This is a genomic window from Streptomyces sp. NPDC001663 (assembly GCF_042893105.1).
Lineage (GTDB): Bacteria > Actinomycetota > Actinomycetes > Streptomycetales > Streptomycetaceae > Streptomyces.
Window position 1 is genome coordinate 507,340 of sequence record NZ_JBIAUR010000002.1, and the last position, 22,239, is coordinate 529,578.

The following is a 22,239-nucleotide window of genomic DNA, read 5'->3' on the forward strand; positions in this document are numbered from 1 at the left end:
CCGGAGGACATACGAGGATTCACGACCGTACGGCGGCCGCCGTCCGCGCCGGCAGTGTGACCGTCACCGCCAGACCCTCGCCCGGCGCCGTGCGCACCGCCACCTCTCCGCCGTGCGCCTGCACCACCCCCTGCACGATCGCGAGCCCCAGGCCGCTTCCCGCGCCGCCGCCGGCCCGGAAGAAGCGGTCGAAGATGCGCGCCGCGTCCTCGTCGCCGAGCCCCGGGCCCTCGTCCGAGACGCACAGCCGTACGACCCCGTCCTCCCGCTCCACGCCGAGCCGCACCGGCACGTCCACGGGCGTGTGCGTGCGCACATTGCCCACCAGGTTGCCGAGCACCTGTCTGAGGCCCGACTCGTCGGCGTGCACGAGCAGGGATCCGTCGGCTGCCACCTTGATCGGCCGGTCCGGCTGCTGCACCCGCAGGTCCTCGGCCGCGTCCCGCATCAGGCGGCTGACGTCGACGTTCCGGAAGCGCAGTTCGGGCTGCTGGTCGAGACGGGCCAGCGTGAGCAGCTCGTCCACCAGCCGCCCCATGCGGTCCGTTTCGGCCAGCACCCGCTCCCAGGCACGCTTGCGCTCGTCGGGGTCGCTGAGCATCCCCTTGTCGTACAGCTGGAGATAGCCCCGTATCGCGGACAGGGGGGTGCGCAGCTCGTGCGAGGCGTCCGCGACGAAGCGGCGCAGCTGGGCCGCGCTGCGCTCGCGCGTGCGGTACGCCGACTCGACCTGGTGGAGCATCGAGTTGAGGGCGAGGCGCAGCTGCTCGACCTCCTGCGTCGGATGGTGGCTGGAGGGCACACGCCGGGTCAGGTCGCCCTCGGCGATCGCCGTCGACGTCTCCACCATGTCCTCCAGCGGCCGCATCCGGCGCCGGACACTGACCATGGTCAGACAGGCCAGCAGCATCAGCAGCAGGGTGCCGATGGCGAGATCGAGCTTGAGCGCCTTGATCATGCCCTTGTGCAGGGCCTCGGTGGAGGAGGCGAGCAGGATGTACGTGCCGTCGGCCAGGCGGGTCGCCGTCACCCGGTACTTGGCGCCGTGCACGGTGACGTCGTGCGGATCGGGGTCCTTCAGCAGGGCGTGCGGGTCGCCGACCGCGTCCGCCAGGCTGCGTTGGGCCTCGGTCGGCTTGAAGCCGAACAGGCCGGCGGGCTTGCCCTTGCCGTCGACGGCCGCGTAGATCGAGTCCGGTGCCGACCGCTCGTCCACGTGCTCCGGGGCGAGCCGGTCGCGGACGAAGCCCACCACGCTCAGCGAGTCGATCTGCCGCATGGTCAGCTGCACACTGCCCAGTGAGTCACGGGTCTTGGTGAGCTGCGTGTCGACCTGGCCGAGCAGGTAGTACCGCATGCCCATCAGGCTGACGGCGGTGGCCGCGACGATGCCGAGCGCGAGCAGCAGGACGTTCGCCAGCGTCAGCTTGGCGCGCAGCGAGTGGATGCCGCGCTCGCAGTGCGGCCACCGGATCTTCCTCATGCCAGCCCGTATCCCACGCCACGCCGCGTGGTGATCACCGGTGGTCCGAGCGCGTCCAGCTTGCGCCGCAGATAGCTGATGTAGGTCTCCACGACGGTCGACTCGGGCGGGGTGTGTTCGTACTGCCAGACGTGGCGCAGGAGTTGCTCCTTGGGCACGATCCGGCCGCCGTTGCGCACCAGGAACCGCAGCAACGCGTACTCGGTCGGGGTGAGCTCGACGCTGCGTCCCGCGCGGTGGACGCTGTACGTCGTCTCGTCCAGCTCCAGGTCGCCGTACCTGAGCGGCGGCCGCTGCGGCAGGACGTCGGCCGACCGGGTGCGGCGCAGCACCGCGGTGATGCGGGCGACGACCTCGTCGATGTTGAACGGCTTGGTGATGTAGTCGTCGCCGAAGCCGAGGGCGCCGACTATCTCGGCCGGCGAGTCGCGCGCGGTCAGGAACACCAGCGCCAGGCTGGGCTGCCTGGCGCGCAGTTCCCGCCCCAGCGTCCGGCCGTCGCCGTCCGGCAGCATGACGTCGAGGAGCGCCGCGTCGGGCCGGGTGCGCTCGGCGAGCGCGCGGGCCTCGCGGACGGTGCCCGCGATCATCACCTCGAAGCGGTGGTAGCGCAGGGCGATGGCGAGGACGTCCGCAATGCTCGGCTCGTCCTCCACCACCAGCACGGTGCCTGGAGCCGTCGTCATGCCCCCAGTATCGGGCGGGCCACTGACAGTCGGGCCGGATCGGTCTTTGGAGTTCCTTGAGAGTCGAGCGTGTCCCGTGTCCACGCACGCGCGGCGCGGCCAATCCTGTTGCCCAGGACCTGGGGGACCGACCGACGACCGAACGAATAAGGAGCGTTGATCGTGGCGGCATTGGCACGGTGGTGCTATCGGCACCGGCTGGTGGTCCTGTTGCTGTGGGTGGGGGCACTGTTCGGCCTGGGCTTCTCGGCCTCGACGGCGGGCACGAATTACGCGAACGTCTTCTCCCTTCCCGACACGGACTCCAAGAGTGCGTACGACCTGATGGAGAAGGCATTCCCGAACACCTCGGGCGACACGGACACCGTGGTGTGGAAGGTCGACGACGGCTCGGTGAAGGACAGCGCGGTCCAGAACCGCATCCAGCCGGCCCTCGACAAGATCGCGAAGATGAACGGGGTGGGCGAGGTCACCAGCCCCTACTCCGGCGCCCGCGGGGCGGCGCAGATCAGCGGCGACGGAAAGATCGCGTACGCCCAGCTGACCTTCACCCAGCGCGCGAACGAGGTGCCCAAGGACCTCGTCCAGAACGTCCTCGACACCGCGCAGGGCGCTGAACGGAGCGGTCTGCAGGTCGAGTTGGGCGGTCAGGCCATCCAGCGTGTGCAGGAGCCCCCGCAGGGCCTGTCGGAGATGGTCGGCATCGTCGCGGCGGCCGTCGTGCTGTTCCTGGCCTTCGGCTCGTTCTTCGCGATGCTGCTGCCGATCGCCATCGCGGTCTTCGGCGTCGGTACCGGCCTGTTCTCGACGCAGCTGCTCAGTCACGCCACCGACGTCCCCGACATCGCCCCGCTGCTCGCCTCCCTGATCGGCCTCGGCGTCGGCATCGACTACGCCCTGTTCATCGTCACCCGGCACCGGCGCGGCATCCAGCGGGGCATGGACCCGGAGGAGTCCGCGGTCACCGCCCTCAACACCTCGGGACGTGCCGTGCTGTTCGCGGGCGGCACGGTGTGCATCGCCCTCGCCGGCATGCTGGTGACGCGACTGCGCTTCCTGGACGGTGTGGTCGTCGGCACCTCCCTGACGGTGGTGCTCAGCGTGGCTGCCGCCACCACCCTGCTCCCGGCGCTGCTCGGCTTCCTGGGCCCGCGCGTGCTCAGCCGCCGCCAGCGCCGCAGGCTCGCTGCCGACGGTCCCGAGCCGGAGAAGACGAGCGGCCTCGCCGCCCGCTGGTCGACGAACGTCGAGAAGCGCCCCCGCAGGATCGCCGCGCTCGCCCTGGTCGTCATGGCCGTACTCGCCATCCCCGTGCTGTCGCTGCGCCTGGGCGCCACCGACCAGGGCAACGACGACGCGTCGACGACCACCAGGAAGGCGTACGACCTGCTCGCCGAGGGCTTCGGGCCCGGCTTCAACGGCCCCCTCCAGGTGGTCAGCGACGGCGGTGACACGGCCACGCTGGTCAAGGACATGGAGGCGACCCCCGGGGTCGCCCGGGTCGCCGCGCTGCCGCCCGCCAAGGGTGTGACGGTGATACAGGTCGTCCCGAAGACGTCACCGCAGTCGGAGGAGACCGACCAGCTGATCGACACGCTGCGGGACGAGGTGATCCCGAAGGCGGGGGCGCAGGCCCATGTGGGCGGCGTGACGGCCGTCTCGAAGGACTTCGCGTCCGTCACCGGCGACCGGCTGCCGCTGTTCATCGCGACCATCATCGGCCTCGGCTTCCTGCTCCTGCTGGTCGCCTTCCGCTCCCTGGTGGTGCCCCTGACGGCCGCCCTGATGAACCTGATCGCCGCGGCCGCCTCCTTCGGTGTCCTGGTCGCGATCTTCCAGTGGGGCTGGGGCCTGGATCTGCTCGGTCTCGGCAAGGAGGGCCCGATCAACGCCTTCCTGCCGGTCATCATGCTCTCGCTGCTGTTCGGCCTCTCGATGGACTACCAGGTGTTCCTGGTGAGCCGGATGCACGAGGAGTGGGTGCACACGCGCGACAACGCGCGCGCGGTGCGCGTCGGACTGGCGGAGACCAGCCGGGTCATCAACTCCGCGGCCCTGATCATGGTCTGCGTGTTCCTCGCCTTCGTCCTGAGCGGCGACTCGGGCGCGGCGATGGCGGGCGTGGGCCTCGCGGCGGCGGTGGCGCTCGACGCCTTCATCCTGCGTACGGCGCTGGTGCCGGCCGCGATGCATCTGCTCGGCAACTCCAACTGGTGGCTGCCGGACTGGCTGGAGAAGCGGCTGCCGCACCTGGCGGTCGAGCCGAAGGAGGAGGCCGAGCCCGAGCCCGCGGACGGCCCAGCCTCCGCGGTCCACGGCTTCGTCCGCACCGCCGAGGGCGAGCCGGTGGAGAACGCCTCGGTGGCCCTGTTGTCGAAGGGCGGCCGTCAACTGGACCGCGTCGACTCCCTGGCCGACGGCTCGTACATCGTGTCCGTGCCGGCCCCGGGGACGTATCTGCTGTCGACGGCGGCGCCCTCGTACGGCACTCGCGCGACGCAGGTCGTGGTGACGGACGGCCCGCTGGTGTACGACGTGGAGCTCGCCGAGGGCGAGGTGGACGCGGTCAACTGACCGCCGGACCTCAGGACTTGCCGGGGGTGGGGAGCATCTTCGTCATCCCCGGCAGGAAGTCCGTGAACAGCTCGTGCACCTCCCGCACGAGCGGCCGCAGCACCCGGAACCGCGCCAGCGACACACCGCGCGCGGTGAGCCGTGCCCCCCGCTCGGCCAGGCGGTAGCTCCGCTCCCGCCCCTCGGTCCGGTCGAAGATCCAGTACAGGACCAGTCCCATCTGGGACAGCCACATCAACTCGGGGAGCACGTCCCGCAGTTCATCGGGGACCTTGGTCTTCGTCGCGCCCGCCAGCACCTCGCGGTGGACGGAAATGGCCTCAGCGCGCGCGTGCTCCGACTCCGGGGAGAACGGGCTGAGCGGGCTGTCCGGGTCGGCGGCGTTCTTGAAGAACTGCACCGCGAACTCGTGATACGGCGTCGCGATGTCCAGCCACGTCCTCAGGACCCCCGCAAGCCGCGCCTCCAGGTCGGTCTCCCGGGCCAGGACCTCCCGGACGGCCACCTGGTGCTCGGTGGCGATCCGGTCGTAGAAGCCCTGGATCAGGTGCTCCTTGCCCTCGAAGTAGTAGTACGCGTTGCCGACCGAGACCCCGGCCTCCTTGGCGATGGCCCGCATCGTCGTCTTGTCGTAGCCGCGCTCCTGGAACAGCCGCATGGCCGTCTCCAGGATCAGCGCGCGGGTCTGCTCGGACTTGCTGGGCGCACCGCCCTCTTCGGGCTCGTCGCTCTTGGGGCTGTCGTTCTTCGCAGGCACGGAAGGAGAGCCTACGGGGTGGCACAGGCGCCGTCGCCGCAGCCCGGTGCGGTGTACGTCCACCCCTGCCCCGGGTCGTACGACCAGCCGTCCGCCTGCCCGTAGACCTGCCCGCCCCACTGCGGCCGCTGCCCCTGACCCCACTGCGAGCCCCGCCACTTGGCCGCCGCCAGCGCCGCACCCTTGGCGAACGGCGCCCCCGCGGGTGTGCTGAGCCGGTGGGCGAGCGGCCGGTGCTCGCGCAGCGCCCACAGGGTGACGATCCAGGCGGCGGGACCCCGGTAGACCTGGCCCGCGTCACCGACGACGGTGATGTCGTCGAGGGTGGCCCGGTGGTCGAGCGTGGGGAAGCGCTGCCGGGCCCGCTCCGAGGCCGCGGGCACGAGTTCCAGCGGCACCAGCTGCGGCTGCCGCATGAGCCAGTCGCGCAGGAAGGCGCACAGCGAGCAGTCCGCGTCGTACAGGACGGTGAGCCGGCGGACCGGGGTCCGGTCCGCCGTGGTGGCGCCCATGTCCGTCACGCCCCGACCCAGTCCTGCGGCGCGACGGGCGGCACCTGCTCGCGCTCCAGCATCCCGCGCCGCCGGATCTTGTTGAGGACGTACACATTGCCCAGGTGCATCACGCCGAGCACCAGCAGCACCACACCCAGCTTGGTCGACAGGGCCTCGAAGATCTGGCGGGTGTCCTCGATGGCCTCGTCGCCGCTCAGGTACAGGGCGACGAAGCCCAGGTTGACCAGGTAGAAGCCGACCACCAGGAGGTGGTTGACGGCGTCCGCGAGCTTCTCGTTCCCGCGCAGTACGTCGGCGAGGAAGATCCGCCCGTTGCGGCTGAGCGTGCGGGCCACCCAGATGGTCAGCGCGATGCTGACCAGCAGGTAGATGACGTAGGCGATGACCGTGCGGTCCATGCCCCCACCCCTTCTTGAACGCGTTCAAAACGCTGACAGGGAAGACTGTAGACCTACTTTTGAACGCGTTCAACGTGAGGGGGGTCTCAAAGCCCCAGGGATCTCGGGGGACTTGCGGTCCGTCAGGGTCGCCGCCCGAGCTCGGGTCGCTTGGAGTAGTCCGTGAACCCGATGACGTTCCCCCACGGGTCGGCCACCTCGACGGTCCAGCCGGTCGCGACGGGGAAGGGCTCGTCGAGGAGCGGGACGCCGGCCGCCTTCAGGGTCCGGGCCGCCGCCCTTGCGTCGGGCACCTCGATCCACACCCGCGGGGAGGGCCACGGCGGCGTCCGGTGCCCCAGTTCCTCCTCCTGCCGCAGCAGGATCCCGGGCGTCTCGCCCCCGACCTTCAGCAGCGCGATCCCGGCCTCGTCGAACCGGAAGCCCACCGTGAACCCGGTGCGCTCGTAGAAGCCGACCGCCGCGGAGAGGTCCCCGACGGGCAGCAGGACGTTGTCGAATCCGAGCAGTTCGTACGACTGGTCATCTGACATACCGTCAGAATAGGCCTCTGATCGGCCGGAACCGGTGATTGTCAGTGGTGCCCTCTACTGTCGGCGGCATGGGATTCGTGACGTTCGTCGACGAGACGACTGCGGGGGAGCGGGGCGCGGGCTGGGAGCTCGAGGTCGCCGAGGAACGGCTCACTGTGGGTGAGTTGATCCGGCGCCGGGTGTTCCAGGAGGTCGCCGAGTACAACGCGCGCACGCCGGGGGTGTTCCAGGGGCTGGTGCAGCCGCAGGACGCCGAGCGGGTGCTGAACGGATACGCGCTGCGGACGCCCCGCCGGATAGACCCGGAGACCCAGACCGAGCTGGCGCTCAGGGCCTTCGCGGGCAACGGATTCCTGGTGCTCGTGGGCGACCGTCAGGTCACGGACCCGGACGAGGAGATCGAGCTGCCGCTGGGCACCGAGGTGACGTTCCTGAAGCTCGTGCCGCTGGTCGGTGGCTGATGATCACGTCGCCTTCCGAGTACGCCCGGCTGGTCCGCGACATCCTCGCCCTCGTCACGGCAGAGGACACCGACCGGCTCGTCCCCCAACTGCTCGCGCACGCCGAGATGGTCGACAACCACTGGGGCTGGGAGCACCGCAAGGTGATCGACGCGGTGCGCGACGCTGACGACGCCTTCCGGGGCCGCCTGGTGCACGCCCTGGCCGCCCGCTACCACGAACTGGAACCGGGTACGCCGACCCGGCGCAGCATCGTGGCCCTGCTCGCCCATCTGCGGATGCCGGAGCCGCACGGCGAGGCACAGCTCCTCGATACGCGCTCTGCCCTGATCCGCCTGGCCGCCGAGCAGGATGTGCACTACAACAGCGCGGAGCTGACCCGGCTGGCCGAACTGGAACTGGCCGACGGCCGTGAGCTGCCCGGGGAGTTCGTCGCCGTGGTCCGACGCTCGTGTCTGACACTGTGGAACGGCAGAGCGCAGCTCGGCCCACTGGTCGCGCAGCTCAGCCACCCCGTCCTCAACCCGGGGGAGGCCTGGGCCGACCGTGCCCTGGCCGAGCTCTCCGACCTGGGCCCGCGATGGCACCAACTGCTCGCGCACGCGGCCACCGCCACCTCCGCCCGCCCCTCGGCCAAGTGGGAGCGGACCGCAGCAGCACTGATGGAGCAGCTCGGCGCCGAAGAGGTGCGCGAGCGGGTGACTGCCTGGCTGCGGCTGGTGGGCAGGCCCCGCACGCGCCCCCTCCTCGACCGGCGCTACGGAGCCGACCCCAACGTGACCTTCGACCCGTACAACGCCGATGCGCTGCGCGGGCTGACCTGGCTGCTCTCCTTCCTGCCCGGCCGACCCGAGAGCGACCGCGCCCTCGGCGCCCTCGTCGAGACCGCCCTGCGCAAGGTCCAGGGCCTCGGACCGGTGAACCCCAAGGTCGCCAATGCCTCGGTCAACTCCCTCGCCCGTATCGACGGTGAGACATCCCTCGCCGAACTGGCCCGCCTCGCCACCCGCGTCACCTACAAGGGCACACTCAAACTGCTGAACACCGCGCTGGACGCCCGCGCCACCGCCCTCGGCCTCAGCCGCGAGGAGATCGAGGAGCTGGCCGTGCCGGCGTACGGCCTTACGGAGGTCGGGCGCGCAGAGTTTCAGTTGGGCGAGGTGACCGCCGTCCTCGAAGTGCACGGCACCAGAGCACAGTTGGGCTGGCGCAACGCGGCGGGCAAGACCGTGAAGGGCGTCCCCGCGGCCGTGAAGCGCGATCACGCCGACGAGCTCAAGGAGCTCAAGGCCTCCGTCAAGGACATCGACAAGATGCTCTCGGCGCAGAGCGAGCGTTTGGACCGCCAGTTCCTCGCCCGCCGCACCTGGTCCTACGGCACCTGGCGCGAGCGCTACCTCGACCACCCCCTGGTCGGCAGCCTCGCCCGCCGCCTGCTGTGGACGGTGGACGGTACGACGGCCGGGTTCGCGGACGGCGAGCTGCGCACCCTCGCGGACGACCCGGTCACCGAGGGCGGGGAGGTCGGACTCTGGCATCCCGTCGGCCACGAGCCCGCCGAGATCGTTGCCTGGCGGGACTGGCTGGAGCGGCACGGGATCACCCAGCCGTTCAAACAGGCCCACCGCGAGGTGTACCTCCTGACGGACGCCGAGCGCGCCACGGGCACGTACTCGAACCGCTTCGCGGCGCACATCCTACGCCAGCACCAGTTCAACTCCCTTGCCGCGATCCGCGGTTGGCGCAACAAGCTGCGCCTGATGGTCGACGACGAGGCACCGCCGGCCTCCCGCGAGCTGCCGCAGTGGGGCCTGCGTGCGGAGTACTGGATCGAGGGCGAGGGGGACGGCTACGGCGACGACACCACCGAGTCCGGCAGCTACCTCCGTCTGCGCACCGACCAGGTCCGCTTCTACCCGATCGACGCCCCGGAGAACTCGGCGCACTGCTGCGGCGGCGAGTACCGCATGTGGCTGCGGGACGGAGCCGACCCGGTCGAGCCCCTGCCCCTCACCGACATCCCGCCCCTCGTCCTGTCCGAAGTCCTGCGCGACGTCGACCTGTTCGTGGGCGTGGCGAGCGTCGGCAACGACCCGACCTGGCAGGACGGCGGCCCCGGCGGCCGCTTCCGCGAGTACTGGTCGGGCTACAGCTTCGGCGAGCTCAACCAGAGCGCGGAGACGCGCCGCGCGCTGCTCGACCGCCTGATACCGAGGCTGGCGATAGCCGACCGCTGCACCCTGGAGGGCCGGTTCCTGCACGTGAAGGGCGAACGCCACACGTACAAGATCCACCTCGGCTCGGGCAACATCCTGATGACCCCGAACGACCAGTACCTGTGCATCGTCCCGAAGTCCACCCCGGGCACTCCGCAGGCCGGTTACCTGCCCTACGAGGGCGACCGCATGCTGGCGGTGATCCTCAGCAAGGCGATGATGCTGGCCGACGACACGAAGATCACGGACCCGACGATCCTCAGCCAGCTCTAGACGCGAGTGAGCCCCGCCTCCGGTCGGAAACCGGAAACGGGGCCCACCTCACCGTAGGGAACCGGGCTCAGAAGCGGCGCGTGATCAGGGCCTTCTTGACCTCGGCGATCGCCTTCGTGACCTCGATGCCGCGCGGGCAGGCGTCCGTGCAGTTGAAGGTCGTGCGGCAGCGCCACACGCCGTCGCGGTCGTTGAGGATCTCCAGACGCTGCTCACCGGCCTCGTCACGCGAGTCGAAGATGAAGCGGTGCGCGTTGACGATGGCGGCGGGGCCGAAGTACTGGCCGTCGTTCCAGAACACCGGGCACGAGGAGGTGCACGCGGCGCACAGGATGCACTTCGTGGTGTCGTCGAATCGCTCGCGGTCCTCGGCGGTCTGCAGCCGCTCGCGGGTGGGCTCGTTCGTGTCCTTCGTGATGAGGAAGGGCATGACGTCCCGGTACGCCTGGAAGAACGGCTCCATGTCCACGACCAGGTCCTTCAGGACCGTGAGGCCCTTGATGGGCTCGACCGTGATCGGCTTCTCGGGGTTGATGTCCTTGATGAGGGTCTTGCAGGCAAGACGGTTCTTGCCGTTGATCCTCATCGCGTCCGAGCCGCAGATGCCGTGGGCGCAGGAGCGGCGGAAGGTCAGCGTGCCGTCCAGGTCCCACTTGATCTTGTGGAGGCCGTCGAGGACGCGCTCCTTCGGGTCGATCTCCAGCTCGAAGTCTTCCCAGACCGCCTCCGCCGAGACCTCGGAGTTGAAGCGGCGGATGCGGAAGGTGACCGTGATGTACGGGGAGTCGGCGAAGCCGGGCTCGGGGGCCGCGTCCGCCTTCTCCAGGGTCGGGGTTGCCATCAGTACTTACGCTCCATCGGCTGGTAGCGGGTCTGGACGACCGGCTTGTAGTCGAGACGGATGGACTCGGTGCCGTCGTCGCCCACCTCGCGGTACGCCATGGTGTGGCGCATGAAGTTGACGTCGTCGCGGTTCGGGTAGTCCTCGCGGTAGTGACCGCCGCGGGACTCCTTGCGAGCCAGCGCGGAGACGGCCATGACCTCGGCCAGGTCGAGCAGGTTGCCCAGCTCGACGGCCTCGAGCAGGTCGGTGTTGAACCGCTTGCCCTTGTCCTGGATCGAGACGTTCTTGTAGCGCTCGCGCAGCTCGGCGATCTTCTCGACCGCGGTCTTGATCGTCTGCTCGGTGCGGAACACCATGACGTTCGCGTCCATGGTCTCCTGCAGCTCGCGACGCAGGACCGCCACGCGCTCGGTGCCCGTGGAGGAGCGGAGCGCCTCCACCTGGGAGACCACCAGCTCCGCGGGGTTCTCCGGCAGCTCGACGAAGTCCGCCTTCTGGCTGTACTCCGCCGCCGCGATACCGGCCCGGCGGCCGAACACGTTGATGTCCAGCAGCGAGTTGGTGCCGAGGCGGTTGGCGCCGTGCACAGAGACACAGGCGACCTCACCGGCGGCGTACAGGCCCGGGACGACGGTGGTGTTGTCCGACAGGACCTCACCCTCGACGTTCGTCGGGATGCCGCCCATCGCGTAGTGCGCGGTGGGCTGGATCGGGATCGGGTCCGTGTACGGCTCGATGCCCAGGTACGTCCGCGCGAACTCGGTGATGTCCGGGAGCTTGGCGTCCAGCTGCTCCGGCGGGAGGTGTGTCAGGTCCAGGTAGACGTGGTCGCCCTCGGGACCGCAGCCCCGGCCCTCGCGGATCTCCGTGTAGATGGAGCGGGAGACGACGTCACGGGACGCGAGGTCCTTCATGACCGGCGCGTACTTCTCCATGAAGCGCTCGCCGTCCTTGTTGCGGAGGATGCCGCCCTCACCACGGGCGCCCTCCGTCAGCAGGATGCCCATGCGCCAGATGCCGGTCGGGTGGAACTGGAAGAACTCCATGTCCTCCAGCGGCAGCCCGCGACGGTAGACCGCGGCCTGGCCGTCACCGGTCAGCGTGTGCGCGTTCGACGTCACCTTGAAGAACTTGCCACAGCCGCCGGACGCGTAGATCACGGCCTTCGCCTGGAAGATGTGGATCTCGCCGGTGGCCAGCTCGTACGCCACGACACCGGCCGACTTCTTGACACCGTCGACCTCGGTGATCAGCTGGTCGAGGACGTAGAACTCGTTGAAGAACTCCACACCCTCCTTGACGCAGTTCTGGTACAGCGTCTGGAGGATCATGTGGCCGGTGCGGTCCGCGGCGTAGCAGGACCGGCGGACCGGGGCCTCGCCGTGGTTGCGCGAGTGACCGCCGAAGCGGCGCTGGTCGATCGTGCCGTTCGGGGTGCGGTTGAACGGCAGGCCCATCTTCTCCAGGTCGAGGACCGAGTCGATGGCCTCCTTCGCCAGGATCTCGGCGGCGTCCTGGTCGACCAGGTAGTCACCGCCCTTGACCGTGTCGAAGGTGTGCCACTCCCAGTTGTCCTCCTCCACGTTGGCCAGCGCGGCGGCCATGCCGCCCTGCGCGGCGCCCGTGTGGGAGCGGGTGGGGTAGAGCTTGGTGAGCACCGCGGTGCGGCTGCGCTTCGTGGACTCGATGGCCGCGCGCATGCCCGCGCCACCGGCGCCGACGATGACGGTGTCGTACTTGTGGATCTTCATGATTCTCGCAGCCCCGTGCCTAGCGGATGTTCGGGTCGAAGGTGAAGATCACCAGCGTGCCCAGCAGGATGGTGAACACCGTGGCGGTGTAGAGCAGGCCCTTGAGCCACAGCCGGGTGTTCGCGCGCTCCGCGTAGTCGTTGATGACCGTGCGCAGGCCGTTGGCGCCGTGCAGCATCGCGAGCCACAGCATGAGCAGGTCCCAGACCTGCCAGAACGGGCTCGCCCAGCGGCCGGCCACGAAGGCGAAGCCGATCTTCGACACGCCGCCGTCCAGCACGAGCTGGATCAGCAGGTGGCCGAGGACCAGGACGACCAGCACGATGCCGGACAGGCGCATGAACAGCCAGCCGTACATCTCGAAGTTGCCCCGGGTGGACTTCGGGGACTTCTTGGTGCGCTTGCGCGGGGCCTCGATGAGGGGCGCCGGGTTGTCGACGTTGTAGAGGGACTCGCCCTCGACGGGGCCGACGCCGGAGGTGGTTTCGGTGGTGGCCATCGGTGTCAGCTCCCGAACAGTTCACGAGCGGCGTGGCCGAGGACGGGGTAGATCGCCCCGAGCATCAGCACGACCCAGATGCCTACGACGGACCAGAGCAGCTGCTTCTGGTAGCGCGGGCCCTTCGACCAGAAGTCGACGGCGATGACGCGCAGGCCGTTCAGTGCGTGGAAGAGGATGGCGGCGACGAGGCCGTATTCCAGCACTGCGACGATCGGGGTCTTGTACGTGGCTACGACCTTGTCGTAGTCCTCGGGGGAGACACGGACGAGAGCGGTGTCCAGCACGTGAACGAACAGGAAGAAGAAGATGAGGACGCCGGTGACTCGGTGAGCCACCCAGGACCACATTCCTTCCCGGCCGCGGTACAGCGTTCCAGCCGGCACGGAAGTCCCTCCGGGAGCGGGGATTGGGGCCGCGCCGGCTTGTGCTGTCGGTCGGGCCCGGCCGGGTACGGTCCACCGGCCCCCAGCATCGTAGCCACGTGCTGCCGCTGGGCTTACAGCGGGCCTACCGGTGTGATCAAAGTGGCACGCGTATGGGTCAGCGTTTGCGGCTTCCGGGGTGGGATGGCCTGTTATGTGCCGGGTGCGGGTTCGTGGGGGCCTGCCGCGCCCACGCGGCGGAGCCGCAAATCGTCACAGCCCCGCGCCCCTTAGGGCATCCAGCAGACGTGCCCTTGCGAGGCGCCGGAGTTCCTCTGCTGCAACGACCCGTTCTTCCTCGGGATCGTTTGCCAATCGTGATCGGATGCCCGCCAGGGCGTGGTCCAGGGTCTCGTTCTCGTCCAGGCCGTCGACGCAGATGACGAACGCGTGGCCGAACTTTGCCTCGTATGCCGCGTGCGCCGCGCTCAGGGCCGTGTAGGCGATTGCGTATGTTTCGTCCGGCAGTGGGGGCAGTGTTTCGCCTGCCAGGGCTTCTGCCAGGTCCGTGGGGGACAGGTCGTAGGCCGCCTCGTCGGATGCCGCCAGGAGGGACTCGGCGTCCGGGTAGGGGCGGTGGGCGGCCACTCGGTCCGCCCAGCGCAGGCTGCGCAGGCAACCCAGAAGCAGGCGCTGGGCCTCGGCTGCGGGGGCGGAGTTGAAGGCGGGCAGCGCCGTCGGGGACGGTGGGGTGCGGGTCTGCTCGGGCAGGGCCGGTATGGCCACTCGGCCAGGAAGGTGTGTGGGCGTCACGTGTGTTTCGGCAGAGGATGCTGTGAGAGGTGTGGCTGCACGCTATCGAGAGTGGGCGTGACGTGTCCGACGGATGCCCGAATTTCACCCTCAGGGGAGAGTTTCGGGACGCGTGGTGGACGCATCCGGCCATCCGTGCGTTTTAGGTTGGCGCTGTGAGCCAGCACCGGCGTCGGGCTCCGGCGCAGAACGTGAAGCACAGGCAGATGATCGTCGCGGGCGCGTTTGCCGGGACGGTCGCGCTCGGGATCGGCCTCGGATTCTGGGCCTCCGGCGACGAGAGCGGACCCGCGGGGTCGGCGCAGTCGCAGCAGCCCTCGGCCGCGGAGAGAGCCGAGGGCTCGCCCGGCGTCCCGCACGCCCGGAAGCCCTCGCCGAGTCCGACGCGGTCGTACGCCCTCTCGCAGGCTCCTCGCACCATTCCCGCCGTGCGCTCGCACACGGCGGCGCGCGGGCCCGGCTGGCGTCCGAAGCGGGGCGAGCGGGTCGTCGTGAACGACGCGGAGCTGGCCGACGAGGGACGGCTGATCGCCGGTGAGCTGGGGCTGACGTACGCCGGTGAGAAGGACGACGTGCGGGCCGGGGACGTGCGGCTGGCGCTCAATGACGACGAAGGGGCGAACCCGGAGTCGTACAGCATGACCGTCCGGGGCGGGCGGGTGAGCATCAGCGGGCCGAGCGACGCGGGTGTGTTCTACGGGACGCGCACGCTGAAGCAGGAGGTGCACGGTGGCGGTACGGCGCCCGAGGGCGTTGTGCGGGACCAGCCGGCCAAGGCGGTGCGGGGGTTCATGCTGGACATCGCGCGCAAGCACTTCACCGCCGGGTGGATCGAGGACCGGGTGCGGGAGCTCGGGGATCTGAAGTTCAACCAGCTGGGGCTGCACTTCTCCGACGACCAGGGGTTCCGGATCGAGTCCGACACGCATCCCGAGATCGTGTCGCGGCAGCATCTGACCAAGGCCGAGGTGAAGCGGATCATCGACCTTGCGGCGAGCCGGCACATCACGGTGGTGCCCGAGATCGACTCGCCCGGGCATCTGGGGGCGGTCATCGCCGCCCACCCCGATCTGCAGCTGCGCAACGCGCAGGGCGTGGCCGCGAGCGGGGCCGTCGACATCTCCAAGCCCGCCGCCGCCGACATCGTCGACGACCTGCTGAACGAGTACGCCGACCTCTTCCCCGGCAGCCAGTGGCATCTCGGCGGTGACGAGTACCGGGCGCTGATGGTGTCCAACCCGTCGGCCTCCTATCCGCAGCTGGCCGCCGCCGCCAGGGAGAAGTACGGGTCCGGCGGAACCGTCTCCGACCTCACCACCGGGTGGCTGAACGACCGGGCCGACACGATCCGGGCCCACGAGCGGACCATGCGGGTGTGGAACGACGGGTTCTTCCGGGGCACGTCGGTGCAGCCCGCCAAGGACCTCCAGGTGGCGTACTGGACCGGGAAGGAGATCGGGGCGCGACAGCCGGTCGAGTACCTGAGCGCCGGGCGCAAGCTCATCAATTACAACGACAAGTTCCTGTACTACGTCCTCGGGCAGCCGAACCAGTTCTTCTATCCGACCGGGCAGCGGATCTACGAGCAGTGGACACCGCTCGTCGTGCGCGGCACGCAGCCGGTCTCGTCGAGGTACGACAGGCAGATCCTCGGCGGTTCCTTCGCGGTGTGGTGCGACCTGGCGAACTCGCAGACGCAGGACCAGGTCGCGGCGGGCATCCGGATGCCGCTGCGGGCGACGGTCGAGAAGCTGTGGAACCCCGGGCGGCCGAAGCTGACCTGGACGCAGTTCAGGGCGCTGGCCGGCAAGCTCGGCTGATATCGGGGCTCCTCTTGGCGCATACGGCTGCGAACGGTCGTACGACTGTGGTGTATTCGGCGCGAGCCGAAGCCGAAGACGCCGTGGGGGAACGGGATGGGCTACTGGGGGTATTTCGTCGTAGGGCGCAGTGAGCGGCCGCTCTCGGAGCTGGACGCGCTGGCCGGGGCGAAGGAGGGCATGGAGCTGCGGGACGAGGCGCCCGGCGGGTGGCAGCTGTGGGAGTACCCGAACGGGGAGGGCGACGTCGGGAACATGAACGTCCTCGCCACGGAGACCGGGGCGCCCGCGCTCTTCGGCTACGTCATGGACAGCGACTGCGTGGTCGTGGAGGCGGCGGCGCCCGCGAGCGGGTCGTGGACCACGTGTCTCGCGCGGGCCGCGATGGCCGGGTACCTCGGTGCCGGGAACGAGGGGCTCACGCTCGAGGACTACTTCCTGGAGCCCCGCGACGCCGCCGACCGGGCGGTCGCCTGGGCCGCCGAGGCCGGGTACGACGTCGACGCGGAGCCGCTGGTCGACGTGCTGACCGCCGAGCCCGACCCGTTGGCCGAAAACCTCTTCTTCCGGCTGCTCGACCGGCTGGGTGTGGTGCCGCTGTGACACTCCCGGTCCGTCGCACGCAGTAAGGGGAAGTGCGGGCTCCGTTAAGGAAGGCGCCCGGTCGAGGCTTGTAGAGGGCCCGCAGAGGGAGGCGTGGATGAGTCTGGTTGAGCTGATAGCTCAGGCCGACGAGCGCGGACTGGCCGCCAGCGGGCTGGCTTGTTTGGATCGGTGCGTGCCGCTGCTGGGCGGCGACGACGAGATCCTGCGGCCGCTGTGGGCGAGCCTCTCCGACGCCGGTGACGTCGACGACTGGGGTGCCGCACTGGAGCAGGCGCGCGGGAAGCTCGGCGGGCCGGACGAGTACGACGAGTCCGTTGAGGACGAGGCGGCGGTGCTGGCCCGGCGGATGCTTGCTGCCGCGCCGGCCGACCGGTCCGCCGGTGAGGTTCGGTTGTGGGCCGACGCGTGTTCTGTCGCCGCCCTGCAGATACACCGGCTCCTCGACCCCGTCGACGACCCGGCGTCCTCGGTCGACTCACGTCGCGAAGGGCGCACGGAGGGGATGTCGCCGTTGGTCGCTGCGGAGTTGCGGCGGCAGGTCACCGTGTTGGAAGTGCTCGCGGGCCACGGTGCGGGTGGGTTGCGGCGGGCGTTGGAGGTGTCCGTCGAGGGGCGGCGGGTGCTGCGGGCCGTGGTGTCACGGAGGGCTCGCCGGGCGTAGTGCCGCGACGCCCCTGAAAGCCGCTGCGAAACCCTTGAGATCCTCAGCGCAGCAGGCACTTCACCACCGCGTCTCCGTACTCGGCCGTGCGTGTGTAGAACGCTTTCAGGTCTCGGTGGGTCGAGGCGAAGAGGCCGTGGGTCTGCTGTTCCGTCTCCTTGCCGCCGTAGCGGGGGAGCAGGTCGTCGCGGGCCTCGTGCCAGAGGGTGTTGATGTCGGTCGACTCGAGGAACGCGGCGACCCGGGACGTCTGCGCGGCCGTCAGGAGCAGGAAGGGCGGTTTTTCGGGGTCGGGATGGGGGACCTCGTGGCCGCCGAGGACCACGTCGGACTGCGGGTAGAGGACGGCGTGGTCGAGGTAGTGGTGGTCGAGCATTTCCTCCCGGTGCCGGTCGATCCGTCGGCGCACGGTGTCCCAGTCGTCCTCGAACAGCCGCTGCAGCCAGTTCGCGCTGTTGCGCAGGGCCGAGGGCGGCACCGCGCGGAGATGGAAGTACAGGCTCATCAGTGAGAGGAGCGCATGGAAGGGGCGAAGCGTCACTCCCGGGGCAGAAGCCCCACCTGAGAGTGTCCTGTGGCCTTCGTGCGGCGGCGGTGGGGTGGTCCTGCACCGGTCTGGGGAAACCACGGGAAATCGCGTGACACCAGGCCCGCCGATCCCGCTCCTGTTTGTGTGACTACCTTCCACGAGACCAGGCCGAACGCGGCGACGAAGCCCGTGCGGTGGGCGGCGGACGCGGTCGTGGCGATGCGCGAGGGGGCGCGGCTGCGGCTCGACTACTCGGCGCAGAGCCTTTGGCGCGTCGACCGGTTGATAGAGGAGATACGGCGGGAAGAGGCGCCGTATGCCGCGGTGGAGAGCGTGTTGCGCGGTTTCGGCGCCTACGCCGGTGAGGTGATCGTCCGTCAGACCGGCGCCGAGTGGTGGGCGGGCAGCGGCGACCACTGGATACGCACCCCGGACGGGCGGATGTGGGACCCCATCGACGAGGCCCGCCGCTGTTTCCGTGGAGACGGGTCGCTGCGGTTGCTGTGCCGGGACGCGACCGATGGCGTACGGCAGTGACCGTGGCGGCAAAAACACCGTAATAAGAGACGCTGGCGTTCCCAAACGGGTGTCGGCGGGCGCACGATGGGCCTATGGCCGACAATCGTCGTTGGTGGGCACTCGTCGTCATCGCGCTCGCACAGTTGATGGTCGTCCTCGACATGACCATCGTGAACATCGCCCTGCCGTCCGCCCAGGCCGACCTGAACATGTCGGACGGGAACCGGCAGTGGGTCATCACCGCCTACACCCTCGCCTTCGGCGGACTGCTGCTGCTCGGCGGCCGGGTCTCCGACCTGGTGGGGCGCAGGACCACCTTCGTCGTCGGGCTGCTCGGTTTCGCCGCCGCCTCCGCGCTCGGCGGGGCCGCGACGGGCTCCGGGATGCTGTTCGGCGCGCGCGCCCTGCAGGGCGTGTTCGCCGCGCTGCTCGCACCGTCCGCGCTGGCGCTGCTCGCGACGACGTTCACCGATCCGAAGGAACGCGCGAAGGCCTTCGGGGTGTTCGGCGCGATCGTCGGGGCGGGCGCGGCGATCGGGCTGCTCGCGGGCGGTCTGCTCACCGAGTACCTGGACTGGCGCTGGTGCCTGTACGTCAACGTGCCCGTCGCACTGGTCGCGTTCGCGGGCGCCTGGGCGCTGCTCGCGCCCGGGGAGCGGCACCCGGACGCGCACCTCGACGTGCCGGGCGCGCTGCTCGGCTCGGCCGGGATGCTGTCGCTGGTGTACGGCTTCTCCGAGGCGGAGTCGCGGAGTTGGGGCGACGCGCTGGTGGTGACGCTGCTGGTAGCCGGGGTCGTCCTGCTCGCCGCGTTCGGGTTGTGGCAGACGCGGGCGCGGGTGCCGCTGCTGCCGATGTCCGTCGTCAGGGACCGGCAGCGGGTCGGCGCCTTCCTGACCACGCTGCTCGTCACCATCGGGATGTTCGGCGTGTTCCTCTTCCTGACGTACTACATGCAGGGTGTCCTGCATTGGTCGCCGCTGAAGACCGGGCTCGCGTATCTGCCGATGACGGCCGCGATGATCGTCGGGTCGACGCAGATCGCCGCGCGACTGCTGGGCAAGGTGCCGCCACGCGCCCTGATGGTGCCGGGACTGCTGCTGGCCGCGGGCGGGCTCGCGATCATCGCGCAGGTCGGCGTGGAGCCGGCGTACGTCTCGCACGTCCTGCCCGGCATGCTGATGCTCGGCCTCGGCATGAGTACGACGATGATGACCTCCATCTCGCTGGCCACCGGGAGCGTGGCGCCGCGCGACTCCGGGGCGGCCTCCGCGACCTTCAACACGGCCCAGCAGGTGGGCGGTTCGATCGGTACGGCGCTGCTGAACACGATCGCCGCGACCGTGACGGCGCGTTATCTGACGGCCCATGTGGGGCCCGGGGTGAATCCGCGGGCGCTGCAGGCGGAGGCGACCGTGCACGGCTTCAACGTGGCCACCTGGTGGGCGATGGGAGCGCTGTTGCTGGCCGCGACGGTCGCCGGTGTGGTCGTGAACGCGCATCGGGCGCCCACCCCGCAAGCTGCGCAGGAGCGGACGCCCGAACCGGTCGACATGGCGAAGTGAAGGGCTACTTGATGTAGACCAGGCCGTCCGTCGTGACCGTCGGACGGCCGCTGGTGCCGACGACGACGATCTTCACGGTGTGCTTGGCACTGCTCGACCAGGTCTTCGTCCAGATCGCCTGGCGGTACTGGGTGGTCGAGGACTTCAGGTCGACCGTGCTCACCTTGACGCCGTCGACGTAGACGTACGCCTGACCCGAACCGGACGCCCGCGAGACCACCCAGGACGCGGAGCGCCCGGTGAAGGTCCAGGACAGGCTCGCGCCCTTGGTGCCGCTGGAGTACGACTTGCCGCCCAGGTAGCTGCTCGACGAACGGACCGTCCACGCACCGGACTTGGTGGTGGACGTCTCCTGCAGTATCACCGGCGTGTGGGAGGGTGACGAGGTGCTGGTGTTGCCCGCGTAGTCGTACGCCTTCATCGACCAGGTGCTCGCGGTACCGGATGTGACGGTACGGCTGGAGGTGGTCGTCGTCGGGCCGAAGGTGGCCGTCGTCGGGGACAGCAGGCTCACCGACTTGAGCGCGGCGCTGTCGGTGGCCTTCCAGGCGAGGGTGACCGGGACGGCGGTGGTGTTGACCGTGCCGGTGCGCAGCGAGATCTTCGGCGTCGTGGTGAAGGCCGGCGCGGTGGTGTCCGTGACGAAGTTCAGCGCGGAGGTCGTCGCCGGCTTGCCGGACTGGTGCACCGCCCGTACGGCGACGGTGTGGCTGCCCGAGGCCAGGGTGGTGCCGACCGAGGTGGCCGTGCCGGAGGCGGTGGCGGCTACCTTGCCGTCCACCAGCAGCTCGAACTTGGAGATCAGCGATCCCGGCGTGGTCGTCGACCACTTCACCGTGACCGCGCCCTTGGTGTAGTACGTCGAGCCCGACAGGCTCGCGCCGGTGACCGAGGCGACCTTCAGGCCCTGCACCGGGCCGGACGCCCAGGCGCGGACGGTCGGCAGCTGGGCGTAGAGCGAGCTGCCGGGGCACTGGGTGTTGTAGCCGTCGCGGTGGCCGGAGATCCGGTTGAAGGTGTAGCTGCTGCCGGAGGTGAAGCTCGTGCCGAAGTAGTTCGTCTGGGTCGCGCCCGCCGTGAGCTGCACGGTGGAAGCGGGGTCGGCGTTGTACTGGCCGAGCTTCCAGGCCGCGATACGGGCGACGGAGGCCAGGGCCGCGTTGCTCGCGCCGGTGGAGGTGTAGTCACCGAGCACCGCGATGCCCGCCGACTCGCGGTTCCAGCCGTAGGTGTGCGCGCCGAGCACCGGCAGGTCGACGCCGCCCTTGCGGCCCTCGAAGATCGTGCCGCACTTGTCGACCAGGAAGTTGTAGCCGATGTCGTTCCAGCCGTTGGTCTGCGTGTGATACGCGTAGATGCCCCGGACGATCGCCGCCGAGTCGGAGCACGCGTAGTCGTTCGTGCCGTCCGTGTGGTGCACGAACACGGCCTTGACGTCGGCGTTGTACTCCGACGGGTCGGGGCTGAGCGACTCGTCGGCGCCCCAGCCGGCCCGCGAGGTGATGGGCGGCTCGGGCACGGTCGACGGCGGCGCGGTGGGCGCGGTGGCCGTCGGGGACGTGGAGGGAGACGCGGACGTGGTCTGCGTCGGCGTCGCGGAGGCGCTGTCGCTCGGAGATGCCGAGTCCGTCGGCGTCACGGACTCGGTCGGCGACGCGCTGTCGCTCGGCGTCTCCGCCGCCACGTACGCGGCCGGCTCGGCCTGCTTCTGCTCGGCGGCGGTGGCCACACCGGGGTCGACCAGGTTGACCTGCAGTCCCTTCGGCAGGCCCGTGCTGGTGGAGCCGTCCTTGTGGACGACCTGGACCTGGACGCCGTCGGAGGGGCCGACCCACAGCGGCTCGGAGGCGCCGCGCGCGTCGGACCCGGCCTCGGGGTCCTGCAGCGGGTCGACGTCCGCCTCGAGGTCCTGCCAGGCGGTCCACTCGCCGGTTTTGAGGCTGTGCGTGCGCACCTGGGCCGTGCCGTGCAGCCGCTTGGCGGCGCCCGTCCAGGAGACGCCGAGCATCGAGAACTGCTCGGTGTCGGTCCGCGGCAGCTCCCGCTTGCCGCTCGCAGTGCTCTTCAGCGCCAGGTCGTAGACCTTCACCGGCCGCTTCGGCCGGAGCTCGGGCGAGTGGCCGGAGGACGGGCTGGCGACGGCGTACGTCACCACGCTCCCGCCGCCCAGCACCACCGCGCCCAGCGTCAGCCAGGCCCGGCGCCTCAGGCTCAGCGCTCTGTACGCTCGCGTACCGCGAGGACTCAATTACCCCACCTCTAGACAAAAGACCATGAATGCCACACCTGTCACATAGCAGGTTGGCACTTACACACAGCGTTCTGCTCTGGCCAAACGTCACTCGGTGTTTCCGAACACGTCTGCCGTCGA

21 protein-coding genes are annotated in these 22,239 nt (G+C 69.9%); 8 read left to right on the plus strand and 13 right to left on the minus strand.

Annotated features, from left to right (window positions below; all coding sequences use genetic code 11):
- Nucleotides 1-19: 19 nt before the first annotated feature.
- The gene (locus ACFY1L_RS08635; protein ID WP_388820168.1) at nucleotides 20-1,483 is read right to left on the minus strand and encodes an ATP-binding protein; all 1,464 of its coding nucleotides are present in this window, start codon (nucleotides 1,481-1,483) and stop codon (nucleotides 20-22) included.
- Nucleotides 1,480-2,169 (minus strand): response regulator transcription factor, encoded by a 690-nt coding sequence (locus ACFY1L_RS08640; RefSeq protein ID WP_388820169.1) that lies wholly within the window; start codon nucleotides 2,167-2,169, stop codon nucleotides 1,480-1,482. Before ACFY1L_RS08640 ends, ACFY1L_RS08635 begins: the two co-directional genes overlap by 4 nt.
- Nucleotides 2,170-2,340: 171 nt before the next feature.
- Here ACFY1L_RS08640 and ACFY1L_RS08645 point away from each other — a divergent pair, with 171 nt between their 5' ends.
- Nucleotides 2,341-4,743: an MMPL family transporter gene (locus ACFY1L_RS08645; protein ID WP_388821135.1), complete on the plus strand. Its 2,403-nt coding sequence runs from the start codon at nucleotides 2,341-2,343 to the stop codon at nucleotides 4,741-4,743.
- 10 nt (nucleotides 4,744-4,753) lie between these two features.
- On the opposite strand, the gene ACFY1L_RS08650 is transcribed toward ACFY1L_RS08645, so the two are convergent.
- The 4 genes from ACFY1L_RS08650 to ACFY1L_RS08665 all read right to left on the minus strand — a co-directional run bounded on the left by ACFY1L_RS08650 (nucleotide 4,754) and on the right by ACFY1L_RS08665 (nucleotide 6,946).
- Complete coding sequence (locus ACFY1L_RS08650; RefSeq protein WP_388820172.1) at nucleotides 4,754-5,500, minus strand: TetR family transcriptional regulator; 747 nt, start codon at nucleotides 5,498-5,500, stop codon at nucleotides 4,754-4,756.
- An 11-nt stretch (nucleotides 5,501-5,511) separates the two neighbouring features.
- A complete protein-coding gene (locus ACFY1L_RS08655) occupies nucleotides 5,512-6,012 on the minus strand; it encodes a thiol-disulfide oxidoreductase DCC family protein (protein ID WP_388821138.1) in 501 nt (166 codons plus the stop codon).
- Between the two features lie 5 nt (nucleotides 6,013-6,017).
- The gene (locus ACFY1L_RS08660; protein WP_388820175.1) at nucleotides 6,018-6,413 is read right to left on the minus strand and encodes a hypothetical protein; all 396 of its coding nucleotides are present in this window, start codon (nucleotides 6,411-6,413) and stop codon (nucleotides 6,018-6,020) included.
- 122 nt (nucleotides 6,414-6,535) lie between these two features.
- Entirely contained in the window at nucleotides 6,536-6,946 is a 411-nt protein-coding gene (locus ACFY1L_RS08665; RefSeq protein ID WP_388820178.1) for a VOC family protein, read from the minus strand.
- 68 nt (nucleotides 6,947-7,014) lie between these two features.
- On the opposite strand from ACFY1L_RS08665, the gene ACFY1L_RS08670 reads away from it, so the two are divergent.
- Together ACFY1L_RS08670 and ACFY1L_RS08675 are read left to right on the plus strand one after the other, a co-directional pair.
- On the plus strand, nucleotides 7,015-7,407 hold the full coding sequence (locus ACFY1L_RS08670) for a hypothetical protein (protein ID WP_388820180.1): 393 nt from the start codon (nucleotides 7,015-7,017) through the stop codon (nucleotides 7,405-7,407).
- The gene (locus ACFY1L_RS08675; protein ID WP_388820183.1) at nucleotides 7,407-9,896 is read left to right on the plus strand and encodes a DUF4132 domain-containing protein; all 2,490 of its coding nucleotides are present in this window, start codon (nucleotides 7,407-7,409) and stop codon (nucleotides 9,894-9,896) included. The genes ACFY1L_RS08670 and ACFY1L_RS08675 overlap by 1 nt, the downstream gene beginning before the upstream one ends.
- A gap of 67 nt (nucleotides 9,897-9,963) precedes the next feature.
- Here ACFY1L_RS08675 and ACFY1L_RS08680 read toward each other — a convergent pair whose 3' ends face one another.
- The 5 genes from ACFY1L_RS08680 to ACFY1L_RS08700 all read right to left on the minus strand — a co-directional run bounded on the left by ACFY1L_RS08680 (nucleotide 9,964) and on the right by ACFY1L_RS08700 (nucleotide 14,168).
- Nucleotides 9,964-10,737, minus strand: a complete 774-nt coding sequence (locus ACFY1L_RS08680; protein WP_388820186.1) for a succinate dehydrogenase iron-sulfur subunit — start codon at nucleotides 10,735-10,737, stop codon at nucleotides 9,964-9,966.
- A complete protein-coding gene (sdhA, locus tag ACFY1L_RS08685; protein ID WP_388820189.1) occupies nucleotides 10,737-12,491 on the minus strand; it encodes a succinate dehydrogenase flavoprotein subunit in 1,755 nt (584 codons plus the stop codon). Before sdhA ends, ACFY1L_RS08680 begins: the two co-directional genes overlap by 1 nt.
- A gap of 19 nt (nucleotides 12,492-12,510) precedes the next feature.
- The gene (locus ACFY1L_RS08690; RefSeq protein WP_361266903.1) at nucleotides 12,511-12,990 is read right to left on the minus strand and encodes a succinate dehydrogenase hydrophobic membrane anchor subunit; all 480 of its coding nucleotides are present in this window, start codon (nucleotides 12,988-12,990) and stop codon (nucleotides 12,511-12,513) included.
- Nucleotides 12,991-12,995: 5 nt separating this feature from the next.
- On the minus strand, nucleotides 12,996-13,376 hold the full coding sequence (gene sdhC, locus ACFY1L_RS08695; protein WP_361266905.1) for a succinate dehydrogenase, cytochrome b556 subunit: 381 nt from the start codon (nucleotides 13,374-13,376) through the stop codon (nucleotides 12,996-12,998).
- 252 nt (nucleotides 13,377-13,628) lie between these two features.
- Complete coding sequence (locus ACFY1L_RS08700) at nucleotides 13,629-14,168, minus strand: 2-oxo-4-hydroxy-4-carboxy-5-ureidoimidazoline decarboxylase (RefSeq protein WP_388820192.1); 540 nt, start codon at nucleotides 14,166-14,168, stop codon at nucleotides 13,629-13,631.
- Nucleotides 14,169-14,374: 206 nt separating this feature from the next.
- Here ACFY1L_RS08700 and ACFY1L_RS08705 point away from each other — a divergent pair, with 206 nt between their 5' ends.
- The 3 genes from ACFY1L_RS08705 to ACFY1L_RS08715 all read left to right on the plus strand — a co-directional run bounded on the left by ACFY1L_RS08705 (nucleotide 14,375) and on the right by ACFY1L_RS08715 (nucleotide 17,255).
- Nucleotides 14,375-15,988, plus strand: a complete 1,614-nt coding sequence (locus ACFY1L_RS08705) for a glycoside hydrolase family 20 protein (protein ID WP_388821141.1) — start codon at nucleotides 14,375-14,377, stop codon at nucleotides 15,986-15,988.
- Nucleotides 15,989-16,084: 96 nt separating this feature from the next.
- Nucleotides 16,085-16,591: a hypothetical protein gene (locus ACFY1L_RS08710; protein ID WP_388820195.1), complete on the plus strand. Its 507-nt coding sequence runs from the start codon at nucleotides 16,085-16,087 to the stop codon at nucleotides 16,589-16,591.
- Nucleotides 16,592-16,688: 97 nt separating this feature from the next.
- The gene (locus ACFY1L_RS08715) at nucleotides 16,689-17,255 is read left to right on the plus strand and encodes a hypothetical protein (RefSeq protein ID WP_388820198.1); all 567 of its coding nucleotides are present in this window, start codon (nucleotides 16,689-16,691) and stop codon (nucleotides 17,253-17,255) included.
- 43 nt (nucleotides 17,256-17,298) lie between these two features.
- Here the strand turns inward: ACFY1L_RS08715 and ACFY1L_RS08720 are convergent, their stop codons facing one another.
- Nucleotides 17,299-17,760, minus strand: coding sequence for a DUF1877 family protein (locus ACFY1L_RS08720; RefSeq protein ID WP_388820200.1), 462 nt, complete (start codon nucleotides 17,758-17,760; stop codon nucleotides 17,299-17,301).
- A 168-nt stretch (nucleotides 17,761-17,928) separates the two neighbouring features.
- Here ACFY1L_RS08720 and ACFY1L_RS08725 point away from each other — a divergent pair, with 168 nt between their 5' ends.
- Both ACFY1L_RS08725 and ACFY1L_RS08730 read left to right on the plus strand, forming a co-directional pair.
- Nucleotides 17,929-18,321: a hypothetical protein gene (locus tag ACFY1L_RS08725; RefSeq protein ID WP_388820203.1), complete on the plus strand. Its 393-nt coding sequence runs from the start codon at nucleotides 17,929-17,931 to the stop codon at nucleotides 18,319-18,321.
- A 74-nt stretch (nucleotides 18,322-18,395) separates the two neighbouring features.
- Nucleotides 18,396-19,868: an MFS transporter gene (locus tag ACFY1L_RS08730; protein ID WP_388820206.1), complete on the plus strand. Its 1,473-nt coding sequence runs from the start codon at nucleotides 18,396-18,398 to the stop codon at nucleotides 19,866-19,868.
- 4 nt (nucleotides 19,869-19,872) lie between these two features.
- On the opposite strand, the gene ACFY1L_RS08735 is transcribed toward ACFY1L_RS08730, so the two are convergent.
- Nucleotides 19,873-22,077 (minus strand): peptidoglycan recognition protein, encoded by a 2,205-nt coding sequence (locus ACFY1L_RS08735; RefSeq protein ID WP_388821144.1) that lies wholly within the window; start codon nucleotides 22,075-22,077, stop codon nucleotides 19,873-19,875.
- Nucleotides 22,078-22,239 lie beyond the last annotated feature (162 nt).

Coding starts and splice junctions, on each gene's coding strand:
- ACFY1L_RS08690 (WP_361266903.1), bottom strand. CDS start 12,990: ATGGCCACCACCGAAACCACCTCCGGCGTCGGCCCCGTCGAGGGCGAG.
- ACFY1L_RS08640 (WP_388820169.1), bottom strand. CDS start 2,169: ATGACGACGGCTCCAGGCACCGTGCTGGTGGTGGAGGACGAGCCGAGC.
- ACFY1L_RS08675 (WP_388820183.1), top strand. CDS start 7,407: ATGATCACGTCGCCTTCCGAGTACGCCCGGCTGGTCCGCGACATCCTC.
- ACFY1L_RS08680 (WP_388820186.1), bottom strand. CDS start 10,737: ATGGCAACCCCGACCCTGGAGAAGGCGGACGCGGCCCCCGAGCCCGGC.
- ACFY1L_RS08705 (WP_388821141.1), top strand. CDS start 14,375: ATGATCGTCGCGGGCGCGTTTGCCGGGACGGTCGCGCTCGGGATCGGC.
- sdhA (WP_388820189.1), bottom strand. CDS start 12,491: ATGAAGATCCACAAGTACGACACCGTCATCGTCGGCGCCGGTGGCGCG.
- ACFY1L_RS08710 (WP_388820195.1), top strand. CDS start 16,085: ATGGGCTACTGGGGGTATTTCGTCGTAGGGCGCAGTGAGCGGCCGCTC.
- ACFY1L_RS08730 (WP_388820206.1), top strand. CDS start 18,396: ATGGCCGACAATCGTCGTTGGTGGGCACTCGTCGTCATCGCGCTCGCA.
- ACFY1L_RS08715 (WP_388820198.1), top strand. CDS start 16,689: ATGAGTCTGGTTGAGCTGATAGCTCAGGCCGACGAGCGCGGACTGGCC.
- ACFY1L_RS08665 (WP_388820178.1), bottom strand. CDS start 6,946: ATGTCAGATGACCAGTCGTACGAACTGCTCGGATTCGACAACGTCCTG.
- ACFY1L_RS08655 (WP_388821138.1), bottom strand. CDS start 6,012: ATGGGCGCCACCACGGCGGACCGGACCCCGGTCCGCCGGCTCACCGTC.
- ACFY1L_RS08720 (WP_388820200.1), bottom strand. CDS start 17,760: ATGAGCCTGTACTTCCATCTCCGCGCGGTGCCGCCCTCGGCCCTGCGC.
- ACFY1L_RS08635 (WP_388820168.1), bottom strand. CDS start 1,483: ATGAGGAAGATCCGGTGGCCGCACTGCGAGCGCGGCATCCACTCGCTG.
- ACFY1L_RS08670 (WP_388820180.1), top strand. CDS start 7,015: ATGGGATTCGTGACGTTCGTCGACGAGACGACTGCGGGGGAGCGGGGC.
- ACFY1L_RS08660 (WP_388820175.1), bottom strand. CDS start 6,413: ATGGACCGCACGGTCATCGCCTACGTCATCTACCTGCTGGTCAGCATC.